Source organism: Streptomyces sp. MNU89, assembly GCF_020982505.1.
Taxonomy (GTDB): Bacteria; Actinomycetota; Actinomycetes; order Streptomycetales; family Streptomycetaceae; genus Streptomyces; species Streptomyces xinghaiensis.
In genome coordinates this window covers 1,474,217-1,500,750 of the sequence record NZ_JAJKLL010000001.1, presented here as the reverse complement: position 1 = coordinate 1,500,750, position 26,534 = coordinate 1,474,217, and the positions used below count along the sequence as shown (strand labels likewise).

Sequence of the window (26,534 nt, the reverse complement as noted above, 5' to 3'; positions counted from 1 at the left end):
TCAGGCCTCCGGCGGGGTGAACGTGGTGGTACGGGTCATGCCGGCGGCGCGGCCCTTGCCGGAGACGACGAGCGCCATCTTGCGGCTGGCCTCGTCGATCATCTCGTCGCCGAGCATGGCGGAGCCCTTCTTGCCGCCCGCCTCGGAGGTGCACCACTCGTAGGCGTCGAGGATCATCTCCGCGTGGTCGTAGTCCTCCTGCGAGGGGGAGTAGATCTCGTTGGCCGCCTCGACCTGGCCGGGGTGGAGCACCCATTTGCCGTCGAAGCCCAGGGCGGCGGAGCGGCCGGCGACCTCCCGGAAGGCGTCCACGTCGCGGATCTGCAGGAACGGTCCGTCAATGGCCTGCAGGTTGTGCATGCGGGCGGCCATGAGGATGCGCATCAGGATGTAGTGGTAGGCGTCGGCCGGGTAGCCGGGCGGCTGCTGGCCGACGACCAGGGTCTTCATGTTGATGGAGGCCATGAAGTCGGCCGGGCCGAAGATGATGGTCTCGACGCGCGGCGAGGAGGCGGCGATCGCGTCCACGTTGACCAGGCCCGCGGCGTTCTCGATCTGCGCCTCGATGCCGATCCGGCCGACCTCGAAGCCCATGGTCTTCTCGATCTGCGTGAGCAGCAGGTCGAGGGCGACCACCTGGTCGGCGCTCTGCACCTTGGGCAGCATGATGCAGTCGAGGTTCGGGCCGGCGCCCTCGACGACCGTGACGACGTCGCGGTACGTCCAGTGGGTGGTCCAGTCGTTGACCCGCACGACCCGGGTCTTGCCCGTCCAGTCGCCGTTGTTCAGCGCGTCGACGATGGTGTGCCGGGCGCCTTCCTTCGCCAGCGGGGCGCAGGCGTCCTCAAGGTCCAGGAAGACCTGGTCGGCGGGGAGCCCCTGGGCCTTCTCCAGGAAGCGCGGGTTGCTGCCGGGCACGGCCAGGCAGGAGCGGCGCGGGCGGAGACGGTTCTCGCCGGCGGCGGGGGCGGGGGCGGTCATGCGTGGTCCTCCTGGAGGTCGAGAGGGTCGAGCTTGTTCGCGATCCGGATCTCGTCGACGATGCGGCCGATGATCTCCGTGATCCCGAAGTCCTTCGGGGTGAAGACGGCGGCGACCCCGGCTTCGCGGAGCGCCCGCGCGTCGGCGCCCGGGATGATCCCGCCGACGATCACCGGCAGGTCCGCGGCGCCGGCCCGGCGGAGGCGTTCCACGACGTCCGGCACGAGCTCGGCGTGCGAGCCCGACAGGATCGACAGGCCGACGCAGTGCACATCCTCGGCCACGGCCGCGGAGACGATCTGCTCGGGGGTCAGCCGGATGCCCTGGTAGACCACCTCGAAGCCCGCGTCGCGGGCCCGTACGGCGATCTGCTCGGCGCCGTTGCTGTGCCCGTCGAGGCCGGGCTTGCCCACCAGCAGCCGCAGCTTGCCGCTGCCGAGCTCCTCGGCGGTGCGGGCCACCTTGGCGCGGACGGCGGCGAGCGGGGTGCCCTGCTCGGCCGCGACGGCCAGCGGGGCGCTGCCGACGCCGGTGGGGGCGCGGAACTCGCCGAAGACGTCCCGCAGCGCCCAGGCCCACTCGCCGGTGGTGACGCCCGCGCGGGCGCACTCCAGGGTGGCGGGCATGAGGTTGGTGTCGCCCGCGGCGGCGGCCTTGAGGGCGGACAGGGCGTCCTGCGCGCGGGCCTCGTCGCGGTCGTCGCGCCAGCGGTGCAGGGCCTCCACGACCCGGGCCTCGTTCTCCGGGTCGACCGTCATGATGGCGGTGTCGAGGTCGGCGGTGAGCGGGTTCGGCTCCGTCGACTCGTAGCAGTTGACGCCGACGATCTTCTCCTCGCCGGATTCGATCTTCGCGCGGCGTTCGGCGTGCGAGGCGACGAGCTGGGACTTGAGGTAGCCGGACTCGACGGCGGCCATGGCGCCGCCCATCTCCTGGATCCGCTCGATCTCGGCCAGGCACTCCTCCACGAGGGAGTCGACCTTGGCCTCGATGACGTGCGATCCGGCGAAGATGTCCTCGTACTCCAGCAGGTCCGACTCATGGGCGAGGACCTGCTGGATGCGGAGCGACCACTGCTGGTCCCAGGGCCGGGGCAGGCCCAGCGCCTCGTTCCAGGCGGGGAGCTGGACGGCGCGGGCGCGGGCGTCCTTGGAGAGGGTGACGGCCAGCATCTCCAGCACGATCCGCTGGACGTTGTTCTCCGGCTGGGCCTCGGTGAGGCCGAGGGAGTTGACCTGGACGCCGTAGCGGAAGCGGCGCTGCTTGTCGTTCTCGACGCCGTACCGCTCGCGGGTGACGCGGTCCCAGATGCGGCCGAAGGCGCGCATCTTGCACATCTCCTCGACGAAGCGGACGCCCGCGTTGACGAAGAAGGAGATGCGGGCGACGACGTCCCCGAACTTCTCCGGCGGCACCTGGCCGGAGTCGCGCACCGCGTCGAGCACGGCGATCGCCGTGGACATCGCGTACGAGATCTCCTGGACCGGGGTGGCGCCGGCCTCCTGCAGGTGGTAGCTGCAGATGTTGATCGGGTTCCACTTGGGGATGTTGGCCACCGTGTACGTGATCATGTCGGTGGTCAGCCGGAGGCTCGGCCCGGGCGGGAAGACGTGCGTCCCCCGGGAGAGGTACTCCTTGACGATGTCGTTCTGCGTGGTGCCGGACAGCTTGGTGATGTCGGCGCCCTGCTCCTCGGCGACCACCTGGTACATCGCCAGCAGCCACATGGCCGTGGCGTTGATGGTCATCGAGGTGTTCATCCGGTCCAGGGGGATGTCCTGGAACAGCCGGCGCATGTCGCCGAGGTGGGAGACCGGGACCCCGACCCGGCCGACCTCGCCCTTGGCGAGGACGTGGTCGGGGTCGTAGCCGGTCTGCGTCGGCAGGTCGAACGCGACCGACAGGCCGGTCTGGCCCTTGGCGAGGTTCCGCCGGTAGAGCTCATTGGAGGCTTCCGCGGTGGAATGCCCCGCGTAGGTCCGCATCAGCCACGGACGATCCTTGCGACGCTCAGTCATCGGTGAAAGACCCGTCTCAGACGTTCCGGAAGCGGTTGATGGCGTCGAGGTGCTTGGCGCGCATCTCGTGGTCGCGGACGCCCATGCCCTCCTCGGGGGCGAGGGCGAGCACGCCGACCTTGCCCTGGTGGAGGTTGCGGTGCACGTCGTACGCGGCCTGGCCGGTCTCCTCCAGGCTGTACGTCTTCGACAGCGTGGGATGGATCTTGCCCTTGGCGATCAGGCGGTTGGCCTCCCACGCCTCGCGGTAGTTGGCGAAGTGCGAGCCGACGATCTTCTTGAGCGACATCCACAGGTAGCGGTTGTCGTACTCGTGGTTGTAGCCGGAGGTCGAGGCGCAGGTGACGATGGTGCCGCCCTTGCGGGTGACGTAGACCGAGGCGCCGAAGGTCTCGCGGCCCGGGTGCTCGAAGACGATGTCCACGTCCTCGCCGCCGGTGAGCTCGCGGATGCGCTTGCCGAAGCGCTTCCACTCGCGCGGGTCCTGGTGGTGCTCGTCCTTCCAGAACTTGTAGCCCTCGGCGTTGCGGTCGATGATCGCCTCGGCGCCCATCGAGCGGCAGATGTCCGCCTTCTGGTCGCTGGAGACGACGCAGATCGGGTTGGCGCCGCCGGCCAGCGCGAACTGGGTGGCGTAGGAGCCGAGGCCGCCGCTGGCGCCCCAGATGAGGACGTTGTCGCCCTGCTTCATGCCGGCGCCGTTGCGGGAGACGAGCTGGCGGTAGGCGGTGGAGTTCACCAGGCCGGGGGCCGCCGCCTCCTCCCAGCTGAGGTGGCCGGGCTTCGGCATCAGCTGGTTGGACTTGACCAGGGCGATCTCGGCGAGGCCGCCGAAGTTGGTCTCGAAGCCCCAGATGCGCTGCTCGGGGTCGAGCATGGTGTCGTTGTGGCCGTCGGCGGACTCCAGCTCCACGGAGAGGCAGTGCGCGACGACCTCGTCACCGGGCTTCCAGGCGTTGACGCCGGGGCCGGTGCGGAGCACGACGCCGGAGAGGTCGGAGCCGATGATGTGGTACGGCAGGTCGTGCCGCTTGGTGAGCGGGGAGAGCCGGCCGTACCGCTCCAGGAAACCGAAGGTCGAGACGGGCTCGAAGATCGAGGTCCAGACCGAGTTGTAGTTGACGGAGCTGGCCATCACGGCGACGAGGGCCTCGCCCGGGCCGAGCTCGGGCACCGGCACGTCGTCCAGGTGCAGGGACTTGCGGGGGTCCTTGTCGCGGCTCTCGACGCCGGCGAACATCTCCTGCTCGTCCTTGTGGACGGTCATGGCCCGGTAGGACTCGGGCAGCTGCAGGGCGGCGAAGTCGGCGGACGTCGTACCGTCCGCGACGATTGCGTCCAGGATCTCATTCACGGTTGGGGCCTCCGGCGAAGCGTTTGGGGACGCTTGAGGGAACGCTGGGGTCTTGTCACTGTGCCGCCGGGGCGGCACGGTGTGCGGCTCGCCATGCGGTCCGCACGGGTGGTGCTGTGGCGGCGCTGGTGAGCGCTCTTTTGTGGTCCCGGACGGGTCCGGGAATGCCTGTGACGCAGGCGCCGGGGCACACGGCGGGAGCCGTGGGGACAGCGCCCCGGACGAGCACCACCGTATGGCACGGCGTGCCACTCGACAAGACACTGCGTGCCAAGAATTTCTCTCACCCGTCGCAAGGGGCGCGCACATGAGCGGAGAGCGTGAGAGGCGTGAGAGGCGTGGGGGCGCGGGGAGGGCGGGGAGACGGCAGAACGGCCGCCCGGGGCGGCCGTTCTGCCGGAGTGCGGGGCCGGGAGGTCAGTCCTTCTTGAGGGCCCGCTCGATGGTGCGGATGACCTCGCTGAGCGGGGCGTCCGTACGGGCCACGGTGACCAGTACCTCGTCGGTCGCCGAGGCCGTCACCGCCGGAGTCCGCGGCCGCCCGGCGGAATCCCCGGCGGCCGGCCCGTCCGCGACCTCCTCCGCCGCGGGCCGCACCGCGCTGCCGATGCCGCTGCCGAAGGTCTCCCGGACGATCGCGAAGGCCCGGTCCAGCTGCGCCTCCACATCGCCCTCCCCGCCGGCCCGCAGCCAGCGACGCAGCACGTGGTTGTGGGCCGTCACCACCGCCGAGGCGGCGACCTCGGCGAGCAGCGGGTCGTCGTCGCCGTCCCGGTGGGCCCGCTCGTCGAAGTGGCCCAGCAGATAGCGCGTGAACAGCCGCTCGTAGCGGGCCACCGAGGCGATCTCCCGCTCCCGCAGTGTGGGCACCTCGCGGGTGAGGCGGTAGCGCTCCACGGACACGGCCGGGGAGGCCGCGTACATCCGCATGACCTCCTTGATGCCCCGGCAGACCGTGTCCAGCGGATGCTCCTCGGGCGGGGCCGCCGCCAGCACCGCCTCCGCCCGGACCAGGGTGTCGTCGTGGTCCGGGAAGATCGCCTCTTCCTTGGAGCGGAAATGCCGGAAGAAGGTGCGCCGGGCGACCCCGGCCGCGGCGGCGATCTCGTCCACCGTCGTGGCCTCGTAGCCCTTGGTCGCGAAGAGCTCCATCGCCGCGGCCGCCAGCTTCCGCCGCATGGTGAGCCGCTGGGCGGCGGCGCGGCGATTGCCGGTTGTGTCCGAACTGTCCTGGTTTGACGGGCCTTTCACGGCCGTGCGCGGGGGGCGGGCGGACTTCACGGGATGGGACATGTGGGGAACGTAACACGCCTCCTCGGGGCCGTGCCGGGACGGACCGCCGCCGGGATCCAGCAGTCCGCCCCAGCCCCGGGACCGGTCAGGCCCTCGCATACTCGCGGAAGCCGCGCCCCGTCTTGCGGCCCAGGCAGCCCGCCGCGACCAGGTGCTCCAGGAGCGGCGCCGGCGCCAGGCCCGGCTCGCGGAACTCGTTGTGCAGCACCTTCTGGATGGCCAGGGAGACGTCCAGGCCGACCACGTCCAGCAGCTGGAACGGGCCCATCGGGTAGCCGCCGCCGAGCTTCATCGCCGCGTCGATGTCGTCCAGCGTCGCGTAGTGCTCCTGGACCATCTTGACCGCGTTGTTGAGGTACGGGAACAGCAGCGCGTTGACGATGAACCCGGCGCGGTCGCCGCAGTCCACGGGGTGCTTGCGGACCTTGGCGCAGACCTCGCGGACCGTCGCGTGGACGTCGTCCGCGGTGAGCACCGTGCGGACCACCTCGACCAGTTTCATCGCCGGGGCGGGGTTGAAGAAGTGCATCCCGATGACGTCCTGCGGTCGGGAGGTCGCCCGGGCACAGGCCACGACCGGCAGGCTGGAGGTGGTGGTGGCGAGCACCGCGCCCGGCTTGCAGACCTTGTCGAGGGTGCCGAAGAGCTGCTGCTTGACGGCGAGGTCCTCGGCCACGGCCTCCACGGCCAGGTCGACGTCGGCGAAGGCGTCGAGCGAGCCGGCCGGGGTGATCCGGGCCAGCGTCTCGTCCCGCGCCTCGGCCGTCATCCGGCCCTTGTCCACGGACCGGCCCAGGGACTTGGCGATGCGGGCCTTGGCCTTGTCGGCCTTCTCCTGGCCGCGCGCGGCGAGCACCACGTCGTAACCGGCCTTGGCGAACACCTCGGCGATACCGCTCGCCATGGTGCCCGAGCCGGCCACGCCCACACTGCTCACGGGGCGGCCCGCGACGGCCGCCGCGTCCGCGGCCGGCGTCAGCTCGTCCGGGACGACGGTGCCGCTGCCCGGCGCCTCGTAGCTGTAGAAGCCGCGCCCCGTCTTGCGGCCGGTCAGCCCGGCGGCGCTCAGCTGCTTGAGGACCGGGGACGGGGCGTGCAGCCGGTCGCCGGACTCGGCGTACATGGCCTCCAGGACGGTGCGCGCGGTGTCGATGCCGATCAGGTCCAGCAGCGCGAGCGGGCCCATCGGCAGGCCGCAGCCCAGCCGCATGGCGGCGTCGATGTCCTCGCGGGTGGCGTACTTGGCCTCGTACATCGCCGCGGCCTGGTTGAGGTAGCCGAACAGCAGGCCGTCGGCGAGGAAGCCGGGACGGTCGCCGACCGCCACCGGCTCCTTGCCCAGCTCGCGGGCGAGTGTAGTCACCGCGGCCGTGGCGGCCGGGGCGGTCAGCACCGTGGAGACCACCTCGACGAGCTTCATCGCCGGGGCCGGGTTGAAGAAGTGCAGGCCCAGCACCCGCTCGGGGCGGGCCGAGTCGGCGGCGAGCCGGGTCACGGAGAGCGCGTTGGTGCCGGTGGCCAGGACGGCCTCGGGGCGGACGATGCCGTCGAGCGCGGTGAACACCTCGCGCTTGGTCTCGTACTCCTCCGGCACCACCTCGATGACGAGGTCGGCGTCGGCCGCGGCCTGGAGGTCGGAGAAGGTGCGGAAGCGGGCGAGCATGTCCTGCCGCTCCTGCTCGGTGATCCGCTCGCGGGCCACGGCGTGCGCGGTCGAGCGCTCCAGGGCCGCCACGGCGTCGCGGGCGGCGGCCTCGCTGATGTCGATGCCGATGACCTCGCGGCCGGCACGGGCCAGGACCTCGGCGATGCCGGTCCCCATGGTGCCGAGGCCGACGACGGCCACGACGGGAAGGGTGACGGCGGGAGCAGCGGAATCGGGAGTGGGATTGCGGTCCATCGCGGACTCCAGAAGGTAATCCCCGGACATGTCGGGCGGGGAGAGTGACGACTGAGGAGGACGGGGCCTGCGGGCGCCGAACGGGCGTGCGTGGCTGGGGAGTCGGGCGTGCGCCCCGAGACGGGCACCGCCTGTTCAGGCGCTGCGGATGGTCGGGCACTGCGGAACTCGCCCCGGGCGGGCGCGGACGCCCGGCGGGACATCGGCGGGCCCTGTCCCCGGGACCGCGCCGTGCTGCCGGGCCGGCGGAGAAACCGGGCCGGACCGGCGGTGCCTCCGGCGGCTGCGTCACCAGGCCACCGGAAACGGGTCCGCACCGGCCGCTGTGGCGGCGTACGGACTCCTGCGACGAGGGTAGGCGGACCGTTCGTTCCGCGCCACCCCTGCGCCCATGTGATCTGCGCCGCTCACAAGTGAGCGGTGGGGCGGTGGCGAGGGCGGGCCGCGGCGGGGAGATGGCGGCGGTGGGGCGGGACGGCGGGGGCGTGGCGCCGGCGGCCGGGACCGCCGTGGTGCCGGGGCGGTGGTGCCGGGCGGGACACCTGGGGCGGATGGTCCGGCGGCCCGGCGTCCGTACGGCGATACACGGAAGGTCACCCCGGTCCGGAAGTGACCGCGGGGCCCCGGCCGGGTAGAGACGTTAAACCCGCCGGTGCCGGGAGCCGCGCCCGTGCGGGACGGTCCGGTGCCGGGGCGTCCGGCACCGTGGTGGGAGGGGGAAAGGGCATGGCGGCCGGTGGCCATACGGCGCGACGCGAGGACCGGGCGGCGCTCGGCACGCTGCTGGAACGGGTGAGCCGCGAAGCGGCCCGGGCCGGGGAGACCGCGGCCTGCGGCACCCTCGCCGCGCTCGCCCGCAGAACACTCTCCGGCGCGGGCGGGACCGCCGCCCTGGACGAACTGGCCGCCGTGCTCACCCGCCCCGGACAGCCCCTGTGGGCCCGAGAACTGGCCGCCTTCACCCTCGGCTGCCGCGGCGACCGGCGCGCCTTCGAGACCCTCGTCCTGCTCCTCAACCACCGCGACCCGGGCCGCTGCGCCATAGCGGCGCACTCCCTCGCCCGGCTCGGCGACCCCCGGACCGCGCGGGCCGCCGCCGCGCTGGCCACCAACCCGCTGCGCACCGCCTACGCCCTGCACCCGGTGCGGCTGCTGACGGCGCTGCGGGCCCCCGAGTCCGTACCGGCCCTGATCACCACCCTGGAACGGCTGGTGGGTTCCTCCCGGCGCGGCGGGCCGGCCGGGTACGGGCAGATCGCGATGGCCTGCGTCGAGGGGCTGGCGGTGCTCGGTGACCGGCGGGCGATCCCGGTGCTGAACGCGGCCCGGGAGCATCCCCGGCTCGCGCCCGCGGCCTCCGCGGCACTGGGGCGGCTCACCAGGACGGGGCCGGCGGGGAAGACCTGACACCGCCGTGCGGCCGGCTCAGGTGCGGGACTCCAGGTCGCGGCGGGTGTCGTCGCCGTAGACCCCCTCCTCGTCGCCGCGGATGCCGTACCAGAGCTGGAACCGGGCCACGGCCTCGGTGAGCACGTCGTCGTACTGGCCGTCGGCTCCGCGCTCGGTGTAGACGTTCGGGATTCTCGAGAGCCGGTCCTGGAGTTCGGAGACCGCCGGCCCGCTGTCGCCCGGCTGGAGGACGCCGCCGCCCTCCGGCTCCGCCTCGGTCGGCGGCTGCGGTATCGCCGTGGGCTCGGCGGGAGCGGCCGAGGGGGCCGGGGGAGCCGCGGTCCCGGGCGCCGTCGTCTCCGCACCGCCCCGGGTGAGCAGCAGGACCACCAGCACGGCCGCGCCCGCGCCCGCGGCGAGGAAACCGGCCGTACGGGTGGAGGGGCGCCGCCCAGCGAAGAGCCCGCGGAGCCCCGGCGCCGCACCGGGTGACGGGGGGAACATGCCGGGCAGGACCCGGGTCCGCGGGTGGCCGGGGGTGCCTGTGGTGCCCGTGGTGCTCCCGGGGCCGGGGGAGTTTCCGGACGCCCCGAAGCCGGCGGCGGACCCGGTGCCGGTCCCGGGGAGAGGGGATCCGGGCAGCTGTTCGGTCGGCGGGTCGTCCGCCGGAACGCCTGCGGGGCCGCCGGACGGGTCTCCGGCGGCCGGCTCCGGGCGGAAGAGTTCGAGGTCCTCCAGCCGGCTGCTCCGCCGCGAACTGATCACTCTGGTCGGCTCGACCACCCGGCGCCGCCGCGGCTGCCCGGACTCGTCACCGCTGTCCACGTCGGCCTCCCTCGCTCCCTCGCCGGCGCGCCCGCCACGCCGCCGTCCTGTGGTACGGACGCGGGCCCGGGGAGACTCATCCGCGGTAGCGGCAGCGGCCCGGCGGGGCGGGAGGCGGGGCCGAGTGCGGTCAGAGGAGGGTCAGTTGGGTGGGCCCGGGCGCGGGGCCCGACGGGCTCCGGCGCCGGAGCCGGCCCGCGGGGGCGGCGGGCGGCGCCGGGGTGGGAGGGGCCGATGCCGTACTCGTCCGCCAGTTCGTGCACCCGCCGGGTGATCTGGCGCTGGTACCAGGTGGGCGCGTAGGCGCCGTCGGCGTACAGCACCTCGTAGCGCCGCACCAGACGGGGGTGGTGCCGGGCGAGCCACTCCATGAACCATTCGCGGGCGCCGGGCCGCAGATGGAGCACCAGCGGGGTCACCGATCCGGCGCCCGCCGCGGCGACGGCGCGCACGGTCTCCCGCAACTGCTCCGGTGAGTCGCTGAGATAGGGGATGACCGGGGCCATCAGTACGGAGCAGGGGATGCCGTTCGCGGTGAGGGTGCGGCAGACCTCCAGCCGGCGTTCGGGGGAGGGGGTGCCGGGCTCGACGGTCCGCCACAGCTCGCGGTCGGTGAAGCCGACGGAGACGGAGGTGCCGACGTCCGTCACCTCGGCCGCCTGCCGCAGCAGGTCGAGGTCGCGGAGGATCAGCGTGCCCTTGGTGAGGATCGAGAACGGGTTGGCGTGGTCGCGCAGCGCGGCGAGGATGCCGGGCATGAGCCGGTAGCGGCCCTCCGCGCGCTGGTAGCAGTCGACGTTGGTGCCCATCGCGATGTGCTCTCCCTGCCAGCGGCGGGACGCCAGTTCGCGGCGGAGCAGGTCGGGGGCGTTGACCTTGACGACGATCTGCGAGTCGAAGCCGAGGCCGGTGTCGAGGTCCAGATAGCTGTGCGTCTTGCGGGCGAAGCAGTAGACGCAGGCGTGGGAGCAGCCGCGGTACGGGTTGAGCGTCCATTCGAACGGCATCCGGGAGGCCCCGGGCACGCGGTTGAGGATCGAGCGGGCGCGGATCTCGTGGAAGGTGATGCCCCGGAACTCGGGGGTGTCGAAGGTCCGTGTGACGGCGTCGGTGCCGAAGAGGGCGGGGGCTCCGGAGGAGTCGTCATGGCTCAGGCCGTCCCAGCGCATGTTCCCACGCTCCTTCCGTCCGTACCTGTTCCCACAAGTTAGAACATGCATTCGAATAACGCCAGCAGGATCCGATTTGGGCGTGTCCCCCTCCGGTGGTTGGCTGTGCGGAAGACGACCGGCCCGTGTGGGCCGGCGACCGACTGGAGGACGGAACATGGCGCAGGTCGAGGCCACGACGGAGCGGATCATCGCGGCGGCACCCGAGGCGGTGTTCGAGGCGATCGCGGACTACTCCGGCACCCGCGCCCGGCTGCTGCCCGAGCAGTTCAGCGAGTACGAGGTGCGCGAGGGCGGCCGCGGCGCGGGCACGCTGGTGCACTGGCGGCTGCAGGCCACCAGCAAGCGCGTCCGCGACTGCCTGCTGGAGGTCACCGAGCCGACCGCCGGGCAGCTCGCCGAGAAGGACCGCAACTCCTCGATGCTGACCACCTGGACGGTGACCCCGGCCGGCGAGGGGAAGTCCACGGTACGGGTGACCACCGTCTGGGACGGTGCGGGCGGCGTCGGCGGCTTCTTCGAGCGGACCTTCGCGCCCAAGGGGCTCGGCAGGATCTACGACGCCGTGCTGGCGCGGCTCGCGGCCGAAGTCGAGAAGTAGGCGGCCGCCGGGGAGCGGAAGGGGCGGCGGGGGCCGTGCGCCCGGAGGTGCCCGGCTTGCCGCCGCCCGCGCGATCTCACCCGGCCGGGTGAACGCACCGGAAGCGGCGGGCCGTTCCTCCGCGGTGGCGCAGAGGGCGGCAGGGCGGTCCGGGACGGGGTGACGGTGGGTTATCCACAGGCATGGCAGGGCTCTTCGGCACCGCGTACGGTTTCGGGCATGAAGATCCTCATCTCCGCCGATATGGAGGGCGCGACGGGCGTCACCTGGCCCGCCGACGTCCTGCCGGGCCATGAGCAGTGGCAGCGCTGCCGCCGGATGTTCACCTCGGACGTCAACGCCGCGGTGGCCGGGTTCTTCGACGGCGGGGCGGACGAGGTCGTCGTCAACGAGGCGCACTGGACCATGCGCAACCTCCTCCTGGAGCGGCTCGACGAGCGCGCGGTGATGCTCACCGGCCGGCACAAGGAGCTGAGCATGGTCGAGGGCGTGCAGCGGGGCGATGTGGACGGAGTCGCCTTCGTCGGCTACCACACCGGCGCGGGCACGGAGGGCGTCCTCGCGCACACCTACCTCGCCAACTCCCTCACCGGGGTCTGGCTCAACGGCGTCCGGGCGAGCGAAGGACTGCTCAACTCGCGGGTGGTGGCGGAGTTCGGCACGCCCGTGGTGCTGGTCACCGGCGACGACCGCACCTGTGAGGACGCCCGGGGGTACGCCCCCGGGGCCCGCGCCGTGGCCGTCAAGGACTGCGTCTCGCGCTATGCCGCCGTCTGCCGCCCGCCCGCCCGCACGGCCGCGGACATCAGGGCCGCGGCGCAGGAGGCGGCCGTGCTCGCGATACGGCAGGAGCCGGCGCGGGACGCGGGCCCGTTCACCGTCGAGATGGAATTCGACGCGGATCATCTGGTGGGCGCGGCGACCGTCGTGCCCGGGGTGGAGCGCACCGGCGAGCGCCGGGCCGCCTATACCAGCGACACCATGTACGAGGGAATCCGCTGCTTCAAGGCGGTCACGACCGTCGTGTCGGCAGCGGTGGAGGAGCAGTATGGCTGACACAGCGGCCCCCGGTACCGCCCCACGGGCCCCGGGCGCGGGCGGACCAGGGACGGAAGCGCCCGGCGCGGCGTCGGACGGAGCGGTGTCGAACGGCGGGGCGGTGCACGGCACGGGCGCGGCCGGGCCGGTCCACGGGGGCGCGGCCCAGTCCGGTCCGCCGGTGGTGCCGCCGGCGGGCGGGGTGGACGAGCGGGCGCTGGAGGAGGTGGTGACCTTCACCTCCGAGCTGATCCGCATCGACACCACCAACCGCGGCCGCGGCGACGGCTGCGAACGCCCGGCCGCCGAGTACGTGGCCGAGCGGCTCGCCGAGGCGGGCCTGGAACCGGTGCTGCTGGAGAAGGCGCCGGGCCGCACGAACGTGGTCGCCCGGGTCGCGGGCAGCGACCGGGACGCGGAGGCCCTGCTCGTCCACGGCCATCTGGACGTGGTGCCCGCCGAGCCCGCCGACTGGACCGTGCACCCCTTCTCGGGCGAGATCCGGGACGGCGTCGTCTGGGGCCGGGGCGCCGTCGACATGAAGAACGCGGACGCGATGATCCTCGCGCTCGTGCGCTCCTGGGCACGGACCGGCCACCGCCCGCGCCGCGACCTCGTCCTGGCCTTCACCGCCGACGAGGAGGACAGCGCCGAGTACGGCTCCGGCTTCCTCGCCGACTCCCACCCGGAGCTGTTCGAGGGCTGCACCGAAGGCGTCAGCGAATCGGGGGCCTTCACCTTCCACGCCGACTCCGGTATGCGGCTCTACCCCATCGCGGCGGGTGAGCGGGGCACCGCCTGGCTCGAACTCACCGCGCGGGGCAGAGCCGGGCACGGCTCCAAGGTCAACCGGGCCAACGCCGTCAGCCGGCTGGCCGCCGCCGTCGGCCGCATCGGCGAGCACACCTGGCCGCTCCGCATCACCCCGACCGTGCGGGCCGCCCTCACCGAGATCGCCGCGCTGTACGGCGTTCCGCCGGACGCCCCCGAACTCGACCTGGACACCCCCGGGTTCGACCCCCGCCCGTTGCTGGAGCGGCTGGGCCGGGCCGCGGCGCTGGTCGAGGCGACCCTCCGCAACAGCACCAACCCGACCATGCTCAGCGCCGGTTACAAGGTCAACGTCATCCCCGGCAGCGCCACCGCCTTCGTGGACGGCCGGATGGTGCCCGGCGGCGAGGAGGAGTTCCGGCAGACCCTCGACCGGCTCACCGGCCCCGATGTCGACTGGGAGTTCCACCACCGGGAGGTCCCGCTCGGGGCACCGGTCGACTCACCGACCTTCCGCGCCATGAGAGAGGCCGTCGAGCATTTCGACCCGGGTGGCAGGGCCGTGCCGTACTGCATGTCGGGGGGCACGGACGCCAAGCAGTTCTCCCGGCTCGGGATCACCGGCTACGGCTTCTCACCGCTGAAGCTGCCCGAGGGCCTCGACTACGCGGCCCTCTTCCACGGCGTCGACGAGCGCGTCCCCGCCGAGGCCCTGCGGTTCGGCGTCCGGGTCCTCGACCGGTTTCTGCTCCGGAGCCCGGGACGGGCCGAGCCGGAAACGGGCGCGGCGGCACCGGCATCGTCCGGGCCGGCCGGGGTACCGGGGTGAGCGGCGCCGGGCCGCGGCCCGGGGTGGGGTGAGTGGCCCCGCCACGGGTAGTGGAGCGGTGCGGGCCCCTCCCGGCGCGGCCGCCGGGGGCGGAGCGGATCCCGGACGCCGGGGGTCCGTGCGCCGAACGGCGGCGGAATACGCGGCCGGGTGGGTTGAACCACCGCGCCGTGGTGAAGAGGTGGAGGCAACGGAAGGAGCGGCCGGCCGGAGTGGGGGGAGCCGACGGACCGCCGGGGCCCGCGCTGGTGCGGGCGGGCGGCGGAGGGGTGCACCGGGGGTGCTCGCGGGGTGGGAGGGCCAGGGCTCGGGGACGGGTACCGGCGCCGGGCGTGACCATCCCGGCGGAGTTGAGCTAGGACAGCACGCAGGAGGCGTTGGGAAATGGTGTCCACGGCCCCGTACGGCACATGGCGGTCCCCCATCGATGCCGAGCTCGCCGCGGTCCACGACGGGCGGCCGGAGTATCCGGGCACCGTGGGCGACGAGGTGTGGTGGACCGCGCCCCGCCCGGCCGAGGGCGGCCGCCGCACCCTGGTCCGCCGCCGGCCCGACGGAACCGAGGAAGCCGTCCTCCCCGCCCCGTGGAACGTCCGCAGCCGCGTCATGGAGTACGGCGGTACCCCCTGGGCCGGAACCGCGCGGGGGCGGCGCGGTCCGCTCGTCGTCTTCGTCCACTTCGCCGACCAGCGGCTCTACGCCTACGAACCCGATGACCCCGGTGCCCCGGGCCCCGCCCGCTGACCCCGCTCTCCGCCATCGGCGGCGGGTTGCGCTGGGCCGACCTGTGGCTGCACCCGGAGCGCGGCGAGGTGTGGTGCGTCCTGGAGGAGTACACCGGTGAGGCCCCCGGCGACGTACGGCGCGTCATCGCCGCCGTCCCGCTGGACGGCTCGGCCGCGGAGGACCGCGGGGCGGTCCGCGAACTCAGCGACGACAGACACCGGTTCGTCACCGCGGCCCGGCTGTCCCCGGACGGGGGCCGCGTGGCCTGGATCGCCTGGGACCACCCGAACATGCCCTGGGACGGCACCGAACTGCGGGTTGCCGAGGTGGCGCCGGACGGGACCTTCGAGCGGGCGCGCACCGTGCTCGGCGGCCCCGCGGAGTCCGTACCGCAGGCCGAGTGGGCCCCCGACGGCGGTCTGCTCGCCGTCTCCGACCGCAGCGGCTGGTGGAACCTCTACCGGATCACCGGCCCGGGGTCGGCCCGCCCCCGACGGCCCCGGGACCGGCACGGGCCTCGGGGACAGCGCCACCGGTTCGCCGGCCGGCGAGGTGACCGTCGTCTCCCTCTGCCCCCGCGAGGAGGAGTTCGGCGGCCCGCTGTGGAAGATCGGCAGCCGCTGGTTCGCCCCGCTGCCCACCGGCCTGGTCGCCGTGGTGCACGGCTGCGGCGCCACTTCCCTCGGCGTCCTGGACCCGGAGAGCGGCGACCTCTACGACGCCCCCGGCCCGTGGTCCGAGTGGGACCCGGCCCTGGCCGTGCAGGACACCCGGGTCATCGGGGTGGCCGCCAGCCCGCGCAGCGCGTACGAGGTCGTCGAGCTGGACACCGCCACCGGCCACGCCCGGGTGGTCGGCGCGGAGCACCGCGACCCGGTCGACCCCGCCTACTACCCCGAACCGCAGATCCGCACGTTCACCGGCCCCGAGGGCCGGGAGATCCACGCGCACATCTACCCGCCCTACAACCCCGACCACACCGTGCCGGGGGACGAACTCCCGCCGTTCGTGGTGTGGGCGCACGGCGGGCCCACCGGCCACGCCCCGCTCGTACTCGACCTCGACATCGCCTACTTCACCTCCCGCGGCTTCGGCGTCGCCGAGGTCAACTACGGCGGTTCCACCGGCTACGGCCGGGAATACCGCGAGCGGCTCCGCGGCCAGTGGGGCGTCGTCGACGTGGAGGACTGCGCCGCCGTCGCCGAGACCCTCGCCGCCGAGGGCACCGCCGACCGGGCCCGGCTCGCGATCCGCGGCGGCAGCGCCGGCGGCTGGACGGCCGCCGCCTCGCTCGCCGGCACCGGCCTCTACGCCTGCGGCACCTTCCGCTACCCGGTGCTCGACCTGGAGAGCTGGGCCGAGGGCGGCACCCACGACTTCGAGTCCCACTACCTCGACGGGCTGATCGGCACCCTCGCCGAGCACCCCGACCGCTACCGCAACCGGTCCCCGCTCCGCCGCGCCGGCCGGATCACCGCACCCTTCCTGATCCTGCAGGGCCTGGACGACGTCATCTGCCCGCCCGACCAGTGCGAGACATTCCGGCGGGCGGCCGCGGAGCACGATGTCCCGCACGCCTGCATCACCTTCGAGGGCGAGGGCCACGGCTTCCGCCGCAGTGACACCGTGATCCGGGCGCTGGAGGCCGAACTCGCGCTGTACACCCGGGTGTTCGGCATCGCCGCGCCGGATGTGCCGAGGCTGGAACTGCGCACGGAGTGAATGGCGGCCGGCCGGGCCGGCCACGGGCCCTGCCGGAGCGTGGACGGGCCCGGTCACTGTGGTGCCCGGCCACGGGTACGGATCACCGGCTCGACGGAACAGGGAACAGGGGAACGGGGCGCAGTACGGCAGCCGGCCGCCGTACACAGGGGGAAGCGCATGACACATCGCACCGCGCCGGACGGCGCCTCCGGACGGCCCCGGGGCGGCCCGGCCCCGCGGGACACAGGACCGGAGCCCGGGCGCACCCGCCCTCCGGGACCGGCCGGGGAGTCCGGCTCGTCCGGGTCCCCCGTTCCCCGGTGGCTGGACCCGGCGGGACGGTCTCCCGGCCGGCCGTGGTCCCCGGACAGCGGTACCGAGGTCTGGTTCGTGCGGGTACCCGAGCACGCCGCGTACGCGGAGGCGGAGCGCGCCGTGCTGGACGCGGAGGAGAGGCGGCGCGCCGACGCCTTCGTACGGACCCCCGACCGTGACCGCTACCAGGTGGCGCATGTGGCGCTGCGCCGGCTCCTCGGCGGCTATCTGGCCACCGAGCCGTGCTCGGTGGAGCTGACGAGGGAACCGTGCCCCGGCTGCGGGGGCCCGCACGGGCGCCCCGCCGTGCCGGGCACCCCGCTGCACTTCTCGCTCTCGCACGCCGGAGACCTCGTGCTGCTGGCGTTCGCCCCCGTGCCGGTGGGCGCCGATGTGGAGGAGGTCCCGGGGGAGAGGACGGTGACCGAGGTCGTGTCGGCCCTGCATCCGGGGGAGCGCGCCGAGCTGGCCGCGCTGCCGGCCGCCGGGCGGCCCTTCGCCTTCGCCCGCTGCTGGACGCGGAAGGAGGCCTACCTCAAGGGCACCGGTACCGGGCTGTCGGAGGACCCGGCGGCGACCTATGTCGGCGCGGGCCCCACCCCGGCGCGGCTCGCCGGCTGGACCCTGACCGACATACCCGCCCTTCCCGGGTACGCTGCCGCGTGCGCCGTCCGGGGGACTTGCCCCCGGCTGCCGGCGGCGGCCGACGGCGGCTGACGGTGGCCGCCGGCCGTCGGGCTGCCGGGGCGGGCGGGCCGTTGTCGATCTACGATGGCCCGGTGTCCGACGATGCGTATCTTCTGACCGGACCCCGGGTGGGGCTGCGGCACCTCCAGGACGAGGACATGGCGGAGTTCACGGAACGGGCGCGGGAGAGCGCGGAGTTCCACCACCCCTGGGTCGCCCTTCCGGCCCGGCCCGAGGACTTCACCGCCTACCGGCAGCGCTTCGACGAACCCGACCGCGAGGGCTTCGTCCTCTGCGAGCGGGACACCGGCGACATCGCCGGCGGAGCCGCCGTCAACAACATCGTCCGCGGCGCCTTCCAGTCCGGTGCGCTGGGCTACGGGGCGTTCGTCCACGCGGCCGGACGCGGGCTGATGGCGGAGGGCCTGCGGCTCCTGCTGCGCCACGCCTTCGGTGAACTGGGGCTGCACCGGATCGAGGCGAACGTCCAGCCGGGCAACGAGCCGTCCCTGCGGCTCGTACGGCGGCTCGGCTTCCGCCGGGAAGGGCTCTCCCCGGACTTCCTCTTCATCAACGGCGCCTGGCGCGACCACGAGCGGTGGGCCATCACCACCGAGATGACGCGGAACTGACGCCGGCGCTCCGGGGGCGGGGCCCCGAGGCACCGGGCGTGCCGGGCCCACCGGTATCGCCGGGCGTGCCGGGGTGCCGAGAACCAGCAGCCCGGCCCGGGCGCCCCGGCCCTGACGCGCGTGCTCCGATCCGCCGAGCAAGACCTCCTGCCCCGGTGCATGTCGTGCCAGAGTGAGGACATGCGCCGCACTGTGCTGATCGATGCCCCGTCCAATCTCGGCCTGCGACCGCCGGTCCCCGGTACGGTTCCCGGCTGCTACAAACTCGCGGGCGCGCTGCGCGAGCAGCGGCTCCTGGAGCGGCTCGGCGCACAGGAGGGCGGGGTGGTGGTGCCGCCCCGCTACGACCGGGGCCCGTGGCGGGACGGGGACGGGGTGTTCAACGCCGCCGCCATCGCCGGGTACACCCCCCGGCTGGCGGACCGGATCGAGAGGCACGTACGGGCCGGGGACTTTCCCGTGGTCCTCGGCGGCGACTGCAGCATCCAGCTCGGCGCCGCGCTCGCCCTGCGCCGCATCGGCCGCTACGGCCTGGCCGCGCTCGACGGCAGTGCCGACTTCCGCCACCCCGGCAACTCCACCCGTGTCGGGGCCGCCGCCGGGGAGGAACTGGCCCTGGCCACCGGGCGCGGGCAGCCGGACCTGACCGACCTCGAAGGGCTGCGCCCCTATGTGCGGGACGAGGACGTGCGTCTCATCGGCATCCGAGACGACGACGAGGACCGCGCCGAACTGGCCGAGCTGAAGATCCCGGTCACCACCGTCGGGGAGGTCCGGCGCCAGGGGGCCGGCGAGGTGGCGCACCGCTGTCTCGCGAGCCTCGAAGCCCATGCGCTCAACGGCTTCTGGGTGCACTTCGACGCGGATGTGCTCGACCCCACCGTGATGCCCGCCGTGGACAGCCCCGACCCGGACGGCCTCACGGTCGAGGAAGCCCACGACGTGCTGCGGCCCCTGGTGCGCTCACCGCGCTGCGCCGGGCTCAACGTCACCGTCTACGATCCCGATCTCGATCAGGAGGGCGAGGGCGCGGTACTCCTCGCCGGTCTTCTGGAGTCGGCTCTGGCCCAGCCCTGACCGGACGGCCGCCCGCCGCCCTCCTGCCGCCCCGGCTGCCCGGCCCGCTCCGGGCCCGGCCCCCGCCGTCACACGACCCGCCTCCGGCCGTCACCGGGAATCGTCCCCGATGACGGCGATCATGCCCGTGACCGGGAATTCCCGCCCGCCTCAGCCTTGTTGGAGTCCGTTATGAAGGCAGTGACGATCAACTCATACGGCGAAACGCCGAAGCTCACCGACGTCCCCGAGCCGAAGGTCGGGCCGGACAGCGTGCTGATCCGCGTCAAGGCCGCCGGCGTCAACCCCGTGGACTGGAAGATCACGGCCGGCTATCTCGACCCGGTCCTGCAGACCAACTTCCCCCTCATCCCCGGCTGGGACGTGGCCGGAGTGGTGGAAGCCGTCGGACCGGCGATCACCGAGTTCGCCCCGGGCGACGAGGTGATCGGCTACAACCGGCAGGACGTGGCGCAGTTCGGGACCTACGCCGAGCTCGTCGCCGCCCCCGTCCGCACCCTGGCCCGCAAGCCCGCCTCCCTCAGCTGGCAGCAGGCGGCCGGGGTTCCGCTGGCCGGGCTCACCGCCTACCAGGCGCTGCGCGCCGCCGGGGCGGCCAAGGGCGACACCGTGCTGGTGCACGCGGCGGCCGGCGGCGTCGGCTCGTTCGCGGTGCAGATCGCGGCCGCGCGGGGCGCGCGGGTCATCGGTACCGCCGGTGAGCGCAACCACGACTATCTGCGGTCCCTCGGCGCCGAGCCGGTGACCTACGGCGACGGACTGGCGGACCGGGTGCGGGAGCTGGCGCCCGAGGGTGTCGACGTGGCGCTCGACTTCGTGGGCGGTGACGCGATCCCGGCCTCCCTGGACCTGGCGAAGTCGGCGGCGCGCGTGGTGTCCGTCGTGGACCCGGGGATCGCCGGGGCCGGCGGCCGCTACGTCTTCGTGCGGCCCGACGCGGCCGATCTCACCGCTCTCGGTGAACTGGCCGACGCCGGGAAGCTCACCGTCAACGTGGACAAGGAGCTGCCGCTGGAGCAGGTCGCGGAGGCGTTCCGGCTCAGCCAGGAGGGACGCACCCGCGGCAAGATCGTCCTGACGGTCTGACGTTCCCACGCTCCGGAGCCGGGTGGCCCGGAGGCCCCTCCGCGGCGGCCGGGGTCTCCGGGCCGCCGCGGCGCGGGCGTCACCGGGCCCCGGGCACACCGCCGTCGACGTACTCGAAGATCGAGCCGTCCGGGTGGAGGGCCAGCAGATTCCGCCCGGGGGTGGGCAGCGGTCCCGCGAGGATGCGCGCGCCCACCTCGGTGAGCGTGCGGTGCGCCTCGTCCACGTCCTTCACCGCGATGGTGGCGGTGACCTTGCGCAGCAGTTCGAGCTCGGCCTCGTCCCCGCTCATCAGCAGAAACGCGCCCACCGCCGCGACCGAGACGCCGCCGCGCCGGGAGCGCACCGCCCGTTCGCCGGTCAGCCGCTCGTAGACGCCGACGGCGGCGTCCAGGTCGTCCACGCAGACACGGAGTGAAGTACCCAGGATTTCCATGGCCGTTGAGCCTAGTTGACGGCGCGGCAGAGGATCTCGCCGTGCAGGACGGCGAACCAGCCGTCCGGGCTCGCGCCCCACTCCCGCCAGGCGCCGGCGATCCGGCGCAGCTCCTCCTCCCCGGCGTGGCCACCGTCCACCGCGAGACGCGCGTAGGCCGAATCCACCGTGCGGTCCGCCCACAGGCCGCTCCACCAGGCGCGTTCCTCCTCGGTGGCGTAGCACCAGGCGGAGGCGGAGGCCGTGACGTCGGTGAAGCCGGCCTGCCGCGCCCAGGACAGCAGCCGCCGTCCGGCGTCCGGTTCGCCGCCGTTGCCGCGGGCGACCCGGTGGTAGAGGTCCAGCCAGGCGTCGAGGGCGGGAGACCCGGGATACCAGGTCATGGCCGCGTAGTCGGAGTCGCGGGCGGCCACCACACCGCCGGGCCGGCAGACGCGGCGCATCTCGCGCAGGGCGCCGACCGGGTCGCCGACATGCTGGAGTACCTGGTGGGCGTGGACGACGTCGAAGGAGCCGTCGGGGAAGGGCAGATCCGAGACGTCGGCCACGGTGAAACCGACCGTGTCCAGGCCGTGTTCGGCGGCCACCGACCGGGCCCGGCCGAGGATGCCCGGGGCCGCGTCGATCCCGGTGACCCGGCCGGGGGCGACGAGCCGGGCCAGGTCGGCGGTGATGGTGCCGGGCCCGCAGCCGACGTCAAGGACGCTCATGCCGGGGCGGAGTTCGTCCAGCAGATAGGCGGCGGAGTTGGCGGCGGTCCGCCAGGTGTGCGAGCGGAGCACCGACTCGTGGTGGCCGTGGGTGTAGACGGCGGCCCCGGTCTCCGGGTGCCCCGGGTTCGCGGGGTCTTCGCTCGCTCCGGTCCGCGCGGCCGGTTCGTCTCGTACGTCGGTGCGGTCGGGCATGGCGGCCCCTTCCGGTCGAGGCGTGCGGGGAGCCGCAGTCTAGACCGGCGTCTCGCATCACGAGAACGGTGTCTCACAATGTGGCTCCAGGCCGGAGAGGGGGAGCGCCGGAGAGGCGGCGAGGCGGCGGAAGCCGTGAAGCCGGTGCGCCGGAAGAGCCGGCCGCCGGTGTGCCCTCAGTCCGGGACCGGCCGGTAGACGGTCAGCGCCTCCTCCGCCTTGTCGATGACGAAGGCCGGGGGAGCGGGCGCCACTTCGCCGTCGTACGCCATGTGGGTGCCGGTCGGCAGTCCCGAGACCCGCAGCCGGCGCGGACGCGCGGCGGCGTAGACGGGGGACCGGGCCAGCGCACCCGTGAGCGCCGCGGCGACGAGGCGGGTGCGGGCGAAGCGGCCGCCGTGCGCGACCCGGACGTCCAGCAGGCCGTCCGCCAGGTCGTAGCGGCGAACCGGGGCCAGCCCCACGCTGCGGTAGGCGCCGTTGCCGGCGAAGAGCAGCCACATGGAGCGCGGCACGCCGTTGACCACGGCCTTCACCGGGCGGGAGGTGCGCAGCACGTGCGCCACGCCCAGCAGTGTCGCGGCGGGTCCGCCGATCCGCGGCGACCAGTGCCCGCGCAGCCGCACCAGCTCCGGGTACGAGCCGAGGCTGAAGGTGTTGAGGAAGTAGGTCGGTTCGCGCAGGGCGCCGGGGCCGTCGCTCGGGGTCAGCCGGCCCACGTCCACCCGGACGGCCTCGCCGCGCGTCACGGCGGCGCAGGCTTCCTGGATGTCCTCCACACCGAGGTCGGAGGCGAAGTGGTTGAAGGTGCCGCCGGGGAGGACGGCGAGCGGCACCCCGTACTGGAGCGCGACCGTCGCGGCCGCGCTGACCGTGCCGTCGCCGCCGACGACGCCGAGCGCGCCGCCCCGTTCCGCCGCGTCGCGCGCCGCGGTCTCCAGCGTGCTCGTCAGCGGGGCCCGGTCCGGGTCGTGGCGCACGATCTCCGCCTTGGGCAGCGCCGCCCGCAACTGCCGTACCGGGTCGGCCCGGTGGGGCATGGCGCCGGAGAGCGGGTTGACGACGACGAACAGGCCCTCCCCGGCGGGAAGGGCGGGGCGTCGCCGCGCGGGCGGGCGGGGGCGGCAGCTGGTGCCGCGACGGCACGAGGCCCCGGACGGTGTAGGCCGCCCCGGCGCCGAGGGCGGCACCCGCGACGACGTCGCTCGGGTAGTGCACGCCGGTGTAGACGCGGGAGAAGGCGACGGCGGCGGCGACCGGGGCCAGCAGCGTGCCCCAGGGCCGGGACTCCAGCGCGACGCCCACGGCGAAGGCCGCGGCGGAAGCCGAGTGCCCGGAAGGGAAGGAGGTGGTGGTCGGCTGCCGCTTGGCGCGCCGGAGGTGCGGCACGGCGTCGATGATCGGGCGGTCGCGGCGCACCGAGCGCTTGCCCAGGGTGTTCACGGTGGCCGAGGCGAGCGCCAGCGAGGCGACCCCCCGGGTGGCCGCGCGGCGGCCCCGGGCGCCGCCGAAGGCCCAGAGGCCGGCGGCCAGCCCGAACCACAGCCGGCCGTGGTTGGCGCTGTGGGTGAGGCGCGGCAGGAACCGGTCCCCGGCGGGCCAGTGGTGTGCGGCCACCCGGGCGAACACCGCCCGGTCCCCTTCGCTGAGCCGTCGGTGCCAGCGGCCCCTCGTGTCGTCCGTCATGGACAGACGCATACCCGCTGCCGGTCGCGGCATCGCTTCCGCCGGCGGGTGATCGCCGGGACCGGCGGATCCGGCAGGACCGGCGGGGTCAGACCGCCTGGACCGGCCAGGTGTCCGGGACGGCGCGGCTGATGTCGGCGAGGGCCGAGCCCGGGTCCCGGACCAGGGCGAGGTCGCCGATGCTGACCATGCCGAGCGGCCTGCCGTCCTCGACGACGGGCAGCCGCCGGACCGCGTTGGTCCGCATCAGCATCACGGCGGCGTCGACCGATTCGTCCGGCCCGACCGTGACGGGGCGCGGGGTGCAGACGGACAGCGCGCTGACCGTCAGCGGGTCGACGCCCTCGGCCACCGCGCGGAGGGTGATGTCCCGGTCGGTGAGGATGCCGATGAGCCGGCTGTCCTCGACGACCACGACGTCGCCGATGTCGTGGGTGCGCATCAGCTCGGCGGCCTCGACCAGTGACGCGTCGGGGCGCACGGCCGTCACCGCGGGGGTCATGACGTCGCGTACGTGTTCTGCCTGTCCGTGTGCCATGGCTTCGTCGCCTCCTCGGGGGCGCGGGGCCCGGCGGCCCCGTCGCGGCCCCGTCCCCACGCCGTCCCCGCGGGTTCAGGGCGGGGAGCGGGGTTCGTTCTCCGGCCCGGAGTACCCGCGGGGGCGCGGCGTATGCGGGGATACGGGGGCGCGGCGGCCGGCGCGGCGCGGGGTGGGACGAACGCGTGTCCGCGCGTCCGGGCCCGGGACCTCACCCGTCCCGCGCCGGGACCGCGGCCCGCCGTCCCGGGTCAGGACCGGGGCTTGCGGCCGAGTGCCACCATCACGTCCTGCACATTGCGGTAGTCCTGGTCCGCCGGGAGGGTGCCGATCACCTCCACCAGCCGTTCGGGGGCGTTGCGTTCGCGCAGCGTGCCCAGGAGCTGTTCGCGCCGCCCGGGGAAGGGGGTGCGGCCGAAGTAGCGGGCGAGTTCGGAGCGGAGGGCCTCCGCCTCGGCCTCGTCGCTGACACCGGGGGTCGGGGCCGGGCGCAGCGTGGTGTCGGGGTCGTCCTCGGCGCTGGGCTCGGGGTCGTGCCACTCCTCCGCCCGGGTGGAGTGCCCGGAGCGGAGCATCCCCTGGAGCTGGTGCTTCATCTCGTCGTCGTGGTGCACGTTGAGCCGGTCGCTGCCTCGCTGCATGTGGTCCTCCCGCTGCTGCTTCGTTCCGCGCTGCTGTTGGCCCGCCGCCGGGTCGGGCGGGCGACCCGCGCGGTGATTCCGGCGGAAGGGGTTGCGGAGGAGGGGGTTCCTGAGGGTCACAGTGATTCCTCCAGACGTTCGCCGCGGGCACTGGGCCAGCGGAGCAGGGCGCCCAGCCCGCCGGACGGCAGATCACCGTCGACGTCCTCCGGGCGGTGTACGACGACTGCCTCGGCGCCGCTCGCGGCCGCGGCGCGCAGCAGCGCGTCGTCGGCGCGGACGGCGACCGGTTCGGTGTCGCCGAGGTACGGGATGTCGGTGTGCCGTACGGCGATCTGGTCCGGCTCGCGGCCCACCCACACCTCGCGGTGCACGTCGGGTCCGTCGGGCCGGATGACGAGTGAGCCGATGCGGTGCTCGCGCGCCGCCTCGACCAGCGCGGGCACGCCCTCCGCCGCGTCGTGCCGCACATCGCCGGGCACCTGGGCGCGGCGGGAGCGGAACCGGTCCAGCAGTTCCGCCGTGTGCTGCCGGACGTACTTCTCGCGGGCCTCGTCCACCGCCTCGTCCAGCCGCTCCCGGCGGGCGCCGGCGGCCCGGCCCCCGTACTCGGTCTCGGTGCAGGCGGACTTCAGCGGCTCGGGGAGCCGGTCGTGCACGGCGCGGCGCTCGCGCACGTCCCCGGCGAGGACCAGCATCCGGGCGCCGGTCTCCTCCCAGGTCTCCGCGAGGGCCCTGGCGATCTCCCCGGCGTTGTGGTCCCAGGTCTCCTCGACGGCGAGCTCGAAGTGCCGCACGGACCAGTCGGCGCCGTGCCGGTTGCGGTGGATCGGCCAGTCCTGCCCCTCCTGGTGCCCGGCTTCCTCACGGCCGTAGTCGTCGCGGACCTCGAAGTCGGCGCCCTTGCGGTCGATGTACGCGATCAGGCACCGCGGGTTCTCGCTGCGGTGCTCCAGCAGCGGACCGAGGTGCGGCACCGGCGACCAGCTGACCTCCGAGCGGCCCTGCGGGGCCTCGCCGAGCGGCACGTCCAGCACGACTTCCCCACCGGTGGCGAAGAGGGCCCGCCCGGGAGCGCCGGTGCGGGGCAGTTCGCTCAGCACGTCGCGCAGCGTGCGGCAGGTGCGCTCGTCGGCGCCCTGCGCGGCCAGTTCGTCACAGGCCTCGCGGGCCGCCAGCTCCTGCTCCTTGAAGGCGTACTGAGACGCGCGGGAGGTGTCGAAGTAGACCGACGCCCAGGGGCCGGGCCGCTCCACGACCGGGTTGAGGAATGCGAGTTCCATTGCTTCCTCCGAACTGTCTGTATCGGTGGTGCGAACCGGGTACCCGATGGATCCACGGCAACACGGCCGGCACCGGTCTCCCGGGAGACCTGGCCGGACGCGGGGGAACGCCGGAACCGTGGGAACCCGGCCGCGGGGGGTTGCGCGGCCGGTGACGGAGAAGACGACGGGAGAGGACGCGGCACGCACGGACGGGGCCACGAGCGGACCGGGCCCGCCGCACGCGGGCGGGACCGCGAGGCGAGAGACGACGAGAGAGGTGGAGCCATGGCGGACGCGGAACGGCGGAGAGCCGGGGTCGACCCCGCCGACCTGGACGAGCGGCAGCTGCTGAAGGAGCTGGAGTCGGTCCACCGGACCCGGCACGAGACGCTGCTGCACGGCGCGCCGGACGCGCTGGACGCTCACAACTCGCGGATGGCCGAACTGGAGGGCGAGTATCTGCGGCGCCACCCGCGCCGTCAGGTGACGCCCTCCCGCACCCGGGAGGGGGCGCGGTCCCGTGAGCCCTGAGCCGCTCCGGGGAGGGGGCCGCGGCCCCCTCCCCGGAGTTCCGGTCCCGCCGGCCCGCCGCGGTGTTTGGCGGATACGGGCCGGGGGACCCGGTGCACGGCCGGAGTGGCCGTGAGTGGGGAAAAGGAAGGCTCGGG

Annotated in this window: 21 protein-coding genes and 2 pseudogenes; 10 read left to right on the top strand and 13 right to left on the bottom strand. The window is 74.2% G+C overall.

From position 1 onward, the window contains the following. The 5 genes from E4N63_RS06410 to E4N63_RS06390 form a co-directional block, all read right to left on the bottom strand. Window positions 1-981 (bottom strand): CoA ester lyase, encoded by a 981-nt coding sequence (locus E4N63_RS06410; protein ID WP_125625470.1) that lies wholly within the window; start codon window positions 979-981, stop codon window positions 1-3. After that, on the bottom strand, window positions 978-2,999 hold the full coding sequence (locus tag E4N63_RS06405) for a protein meaA (RefSeq protein ID WP_125625471.1): 2,022 nt from the start codon (window positions 2,997-2,999) through the stop codon (window positions 978-980). The genes E4N63_RS06410 and E4N63_RS06405 overlap by 4 nt, the downstream gene beginning before the upstream one ends. Before the next feature lie 16 nt (window positions 3,000-3,015). After that, the gene (gene ccrA / locus E4N63_RS06400) at window positions 3,016-4,353 is read right to left on the bottom strand and encodes a crotonyl-CoA carboxylase/reductase (RefSeq protein ID WP_125625472.1); all 1,338 of its coding nucleotides are present in this window, start codon (window positions 4,351-4,353) and stop codon (window positions 3,016-3,018) included. Between the two features lie 417 nt (window positions 4,354-4,770). Further along, window positions 4,771-5,646 (bottom strand): TetR family transcriptional regulator, encoded by an 876-nt coding sequence (locus E4N63_RS06395; protein WP_230240179.1) that lies wholly within the window; start codon window positions 5,644-5,646, stop codon window positions 4,771-4,773. Between the two features lie 85 nt (window positions 5,647-5,731). Beyond that, window positions 5,732-7,546 carry a 3-hydroxyacyl-CoA dehydrogenase family protein gene (locus E4N63_RS06390; RefSeq protein WP_230240178.1) on the bottom strand — a complete coding sequence of 605 codons (1,815 nt, stop codon included), beginning with the start codon at window positions 7,544-7,546 and terminating at the stop codon, window positions 5,732-5,734. Between the two features lie 726 nt (window positions 7,547-8,272). On the opposite strand from E4N63_RS06390, the gene E4N63_RS06385 reads away from it, so the two are divergent. Then, window positions 8,273-8,953 (top strand): HEAT repeat domain-containing protein, encoded by a 681-nt coding sequence (locus E4N63_RS06385; RefSeq protein ID WP_125627094.1) that lies wholly within the window; start codon window positions 8,273-8,275, stop codon window positions 8,951-8,953. Window positions 8,954-8,971: 18 nt separating this feature from the next. Here the strand turns inward: E4N63_RS06385 and E4N63_RS06380 are convergent, their stop codons facing one another. Further along, window positions 8,972-9,760, bottom strand: a complete 789-nt coding sequence (locus E4N63_RS06380) for a peptidoglycan-binding protein (protein WP_230240177.1) — start codon at window positions 9,758-9,760, stop codon at window positions 8,972-8,974. Next, a complete protein-coding gene (locus E4N63_RS06375) occupies window positions 9,697-10,929 on the bottom strand; it encodes an Rv2578c family radical SAM protein (protein WP_230240176.1) in 1,233 nt (410 codons plus the stop codon). The genes E4N63_RS06380 and E4N63_RS06375 overlap by 64 nt, the downstream gene beginning before the upstream one ends. A gap of 157 nt (window positions 10,930-11,086) precedes the next feature. On the opposite strand from E4N63_RS06375, the gene E4N63_RS06370 reads away from it, so the two are divergent. The 8 genes and pseudogenes from E4N63_RS06370 to E4N63_RS06335 all read left to right on the top strand — a co-directional run bounded on the left by E4N63_RS06370 (window position 11,087) and on the right by E4N63_RS06335 (window position 20,395). Beyond that, a complete protein-coding gene (locus E4N63_RS06370) occupies window positions 11,087-11,530 on the top strand; it encodes an SRPBCC family protein (protein ID WP_043464001.1) in 444 nt (147 codons plus the stop codon). A gap of 219 nt (window positions 11,531-11,749) precedes the next feature. Further along, window positions 11,750-12,586 (top strand): M55 family metallopeptidase, encoded by an 837-nt coding sequence (locus E4N63_RS06365; RefSeq protein WP_230240175.1) that lies wholly within the window; start codon window positions 11,750-11,752, stop codon window positions 12,584-12,586. Further along, entirely contained in the window at window positions 12,579-14,168 is a 1,590-nt protein-coding gene (locus tag E4N63_RS06360; RefSeq protein WP_230240174.1) for a M20/M25/M40 family metallo-hydrolase, read from the top strand. Before E4N63_RS06365 ends, E4N63_RS06360 begins: the two co-directional genes overlap by 8 nt. 384 nt (window positions 14,169-14,552) lie before the next feature. Continuing rightward, window positions 14,553-16,616: pseudogene (locus E4N63_RS06355) on the top strand (prolyl oligopeptidase family serine peptidase). Between the two features lie 372 nt (window positions 16,617-16,988). Next, window positions 16,989-17,630 (top strand): 4'-phosphopantetheinyl transferase superfamily protein, encoded by a 642-nt coding sequence (locus E4N63_RS06350; protein WP_230240173.1) that lies wholly within the window; start codon window positions 16,989-16,991, stop codon window positions 17,628-17,630. A gap of 62 nt (window positions 17,631-17,692) precedes the next feature. Next, on the top strand, window positions 17,693-18,232 hold the full coding sequence (locus E4N63_RS06345; RefSeq protein WP_228430226.1) for a GNAT family N-acetyltransferase: 540 nt from the start codon (window positions 17,693-17,695) through the stop codon (window positions 18,230-18,232). A gap of 180 nt (window positions 18,233-18,412) precedes the next feature. Then, window positions 18,413-19,309, top strand: coding sequence for an arginase family protein (locus E4N63_RS06340; RefSeq protein WP_125626433.1), 897 nt, complete (start codon window positions 18,413-18,415; stop codon window positions 19,307-19,309). 171 nt (window positions 19,310-19,480) lie between these two features. After that, the gene (locus E4N63_RS06335; RefSeq protein WP_125626434.1) at window positions 19,481-20,395 is read left to right on the top strand and encodes an NADP-dependent oxidoreductase; all 915 of its coding nucleotides are present in this window, start codon (window positions 19,481-19,483) and stop codon (window positions 20,393-20,395) included. Window positions 20,396-20,474: 79 nt separating this feature from the next. On the opposite strand, the gene E4N63_RS06330 is transcribed toward E4N63_RS06335, so the two are convergent. From E4N63_RS06330 to E4N63_RS06305, 6 genes and pseudogenes are all read right to left on the bottom strand, one after another. Continuing rightward, window positions 20,475-20,831 carry a VOC family protein gene (locus tag E4N63_RS06330; RefSeq protein ID WP_039823353.1) on the bottom strand — a complete coding sequence of 119 codons (357 nt, stop codon included), beginning with the start codon at window positions 20,829-20,831 and terminating at the stop codon, window positions 20,475-20,477. Between the two features lie 11 nt (window positions 20,832-20,842). Beyond that, the gene (locus tag E4N63_RS06325) at window positions 20,843-21,736 is read right to left on the bottom strand and encodes a methyltransferase domain-containing protein (RefSeq protein ID WP_230240172.1); all 894 of its coding nucleotides are present in this window, start codon (window positions 21,734-21,736) and stop codon (window positions 20,843-20,845) included. A gap of 176 nt (window positions 21,737-21,912) precedes the next feature. Beyond that, window positions 21,913-23,422 (bottom strand): annotated as a pseudogene (locus E4N63_RS06320) (bifunctional phosphatase PAP2/diacylglycerol kinase family protein). A gap of 88 nt (window positions 23,423-23,510) precedes the next feature. After that, a complete protein-coding gene (locus tag E4N63_RS06315; RefSeq protein WP_125626942.1) occupies window positions 23,511-23,960 on the bottom strand; it encodes a CBS domain-containing protein in 450 nt (149 codons plus the stop codon). Window positions 23,961-24,211: 251 nt separating this feature from the next. Beyond that, window positions 24,212-24,601 carry a DUF2795 domain-containing protein gene (locus E4N63_RS06310; protein ID WP_039823346.1) on the bottom strand — a complete coding sequence of 130 codons (390 nt, stop codon included), beginning with the start codon at window positions 24,599-24,601 and terminating at the stop codon, window positions 24,212-24,214. Window positions 24,602-24,717: 116 nt separating this feature from the next. Beyond that, window positions 24,718-25,884, bottom strand: a complete 1,167-nt coding sequence (locus E4N63_RS06305) for a Vms1/Ankzf1 family peptidyl-tRNA hydrolase (protein WP_125626943.1) — start codon at window positions 25,882-25,884, stop codon at window positions 24,718-24,720. A gap of 267 nt (window positions 25,885-26,151) precedes the next feature. Here E4N63_RS06305 and E4N63_RS06300 point away from each other — a divergent pair, with 267 nt between their 5' ends. Next, on the top strand, window positions 26,152-26,397 hold the full coding sequence (locus E4N63_RS06300) for a DUF6158 family protein (RefSeq protein ID WP_230240171.1): 246 nt from the start codon (window positions 26,152-26,154) through the stop codon (window positions 26,395-26,397). Window positions 26,398-26,534: the final 137 nt, after the last annotated feature.

What these genes read in the sequence shown, in the direction of transcription:
- E4N63_RS06410 (WP_125625470.1), bottom strand. Translation starts at nt 981, where the DNA reads ATGACCGCCCCCGCCCCCGCCGCCGGCGAGAACCGTCTCCGCCCGCGC.
- E4N63_RS06405 (WP_125625471.1), bottom strand. Translation starts at nt 2,999, where the DNA reads ATGACTGAGCGTCGCAAGGATCGTCCGTGGCTGATGCGGACCTACGCG.
- E4N63_RS06395 (WP_230240179.1), bottom strand. Translation starts at nt 5,646, where the DNA reads ATGTCCCATCCCGTGAAGTCCGCCCGCCCCCCGCGCACGGCCGTGAAA.
- E4N63_RS06390 (WP_230240178.1), bottom strand. Translation starts at nt 7,546, where the DNA reads ATGGACCGCAATCCCACTCCCGATTCCGCTGCTCCCGCCGTCACCCTT.
- E4N63_RS06385 (WP_125627094.1), top strand. Translation starts at nt 8,273, where the DNA reads ATGGCGGCCGGTGGCCATACGGCGCGACGCGAGGACCGGGCGGCGCTC.
- E4N63_RS06375 (WP_230240176.1), bottom strand. Translation starts at nt 10,929, where the DNA reads ATGCGCTGGGACGGCCTGAGCCATGACGACTCCTCCGGAGCCCCCGCC.
- E4N63_RS06370 (WP_043464001.1), top strand. Translation starts at nt 11,087, where the DNA reads ATGGCGCAGGTCGAGGCCACGACGGAGCGGATCATCGCGGCGGCACCC.
- E4N63_RS06365 (WP_230240175.1), top strand. Translation starts at nt 11,750, where the DNA reads ATGAAGATCCTCATCTCCGCCGATATGGAGGGCGCGACGGGCGTCACC.
- E4N63_RS06360 (WP_230240174.1), top strand. Translation starts at nt 12,579, where the DNA reads ATGGCTGACACAGCGGCCCCCGGTACCGCCCCACGGGCCCCGGGCGCG.
- E4N63_RS06340 (WP_125626433.1), top strand. Translation starts at nt 18,413, where the DNA reads ATGCGCCGCACTGTGCTGATCGATGCCCCGTCCAATCTCGGCCTGCGA.
- E4N63_RS06335 (WP_125626434.1), top strand. Translation starts at nt 19,481, where the DNA reads ATGAAGGCAGTGACGATCAACTCATACGGCGAAACGCCGAAGCTCACC.
- E4N63_RS06330 (WP_039823353.1), bottom strand. Translation starts at nt 20,831, where the DNA reads ATGGAAATCCTGGGTACTTCACTCCGTGTCTGCGTGGACGACCTGGAC.
- E4N63_RS06325 (WP_230240172.1), bottom strand. Translation starts at nt 21,736, where the DNA reads ATGCCCGACCGCACCGACGTACGAGACGAACCGGCCGCGCGGACCGGA.
- E4N63_RS06315 (WP_125626942.1), bottom strand. Translation starts at nt 23,960, where the DNA reads ATGGCACACGGACAGGCAGAACACGTACGCGACGTCATGACCCCCGCG.
- E4N63_RS06310 (WP_039823346.1), bottom strand. Translation starts at nt 24,601, where the DNA reads ATGCAGCGAGGCAGCGACCGGCTCAACGTGCACCACGACGACGAGATG.
- E4N63_RS06305 (WP_125626943.1), bottom strand. Translation starts at nt 25,884, where the DNA reads ATGGAACTCGCATTCCTCAACCCGGTCGTGGAGCGGCCCGGCCCCTGG.
- E4N63_RS06300 (WP_230240171.1), top strand. Translation starts at nt 26,152, where the DNA reads ATGGCGGACGCGGAACGGCGGAGAGCCGGGGTCGACCCCGCCGACCTG.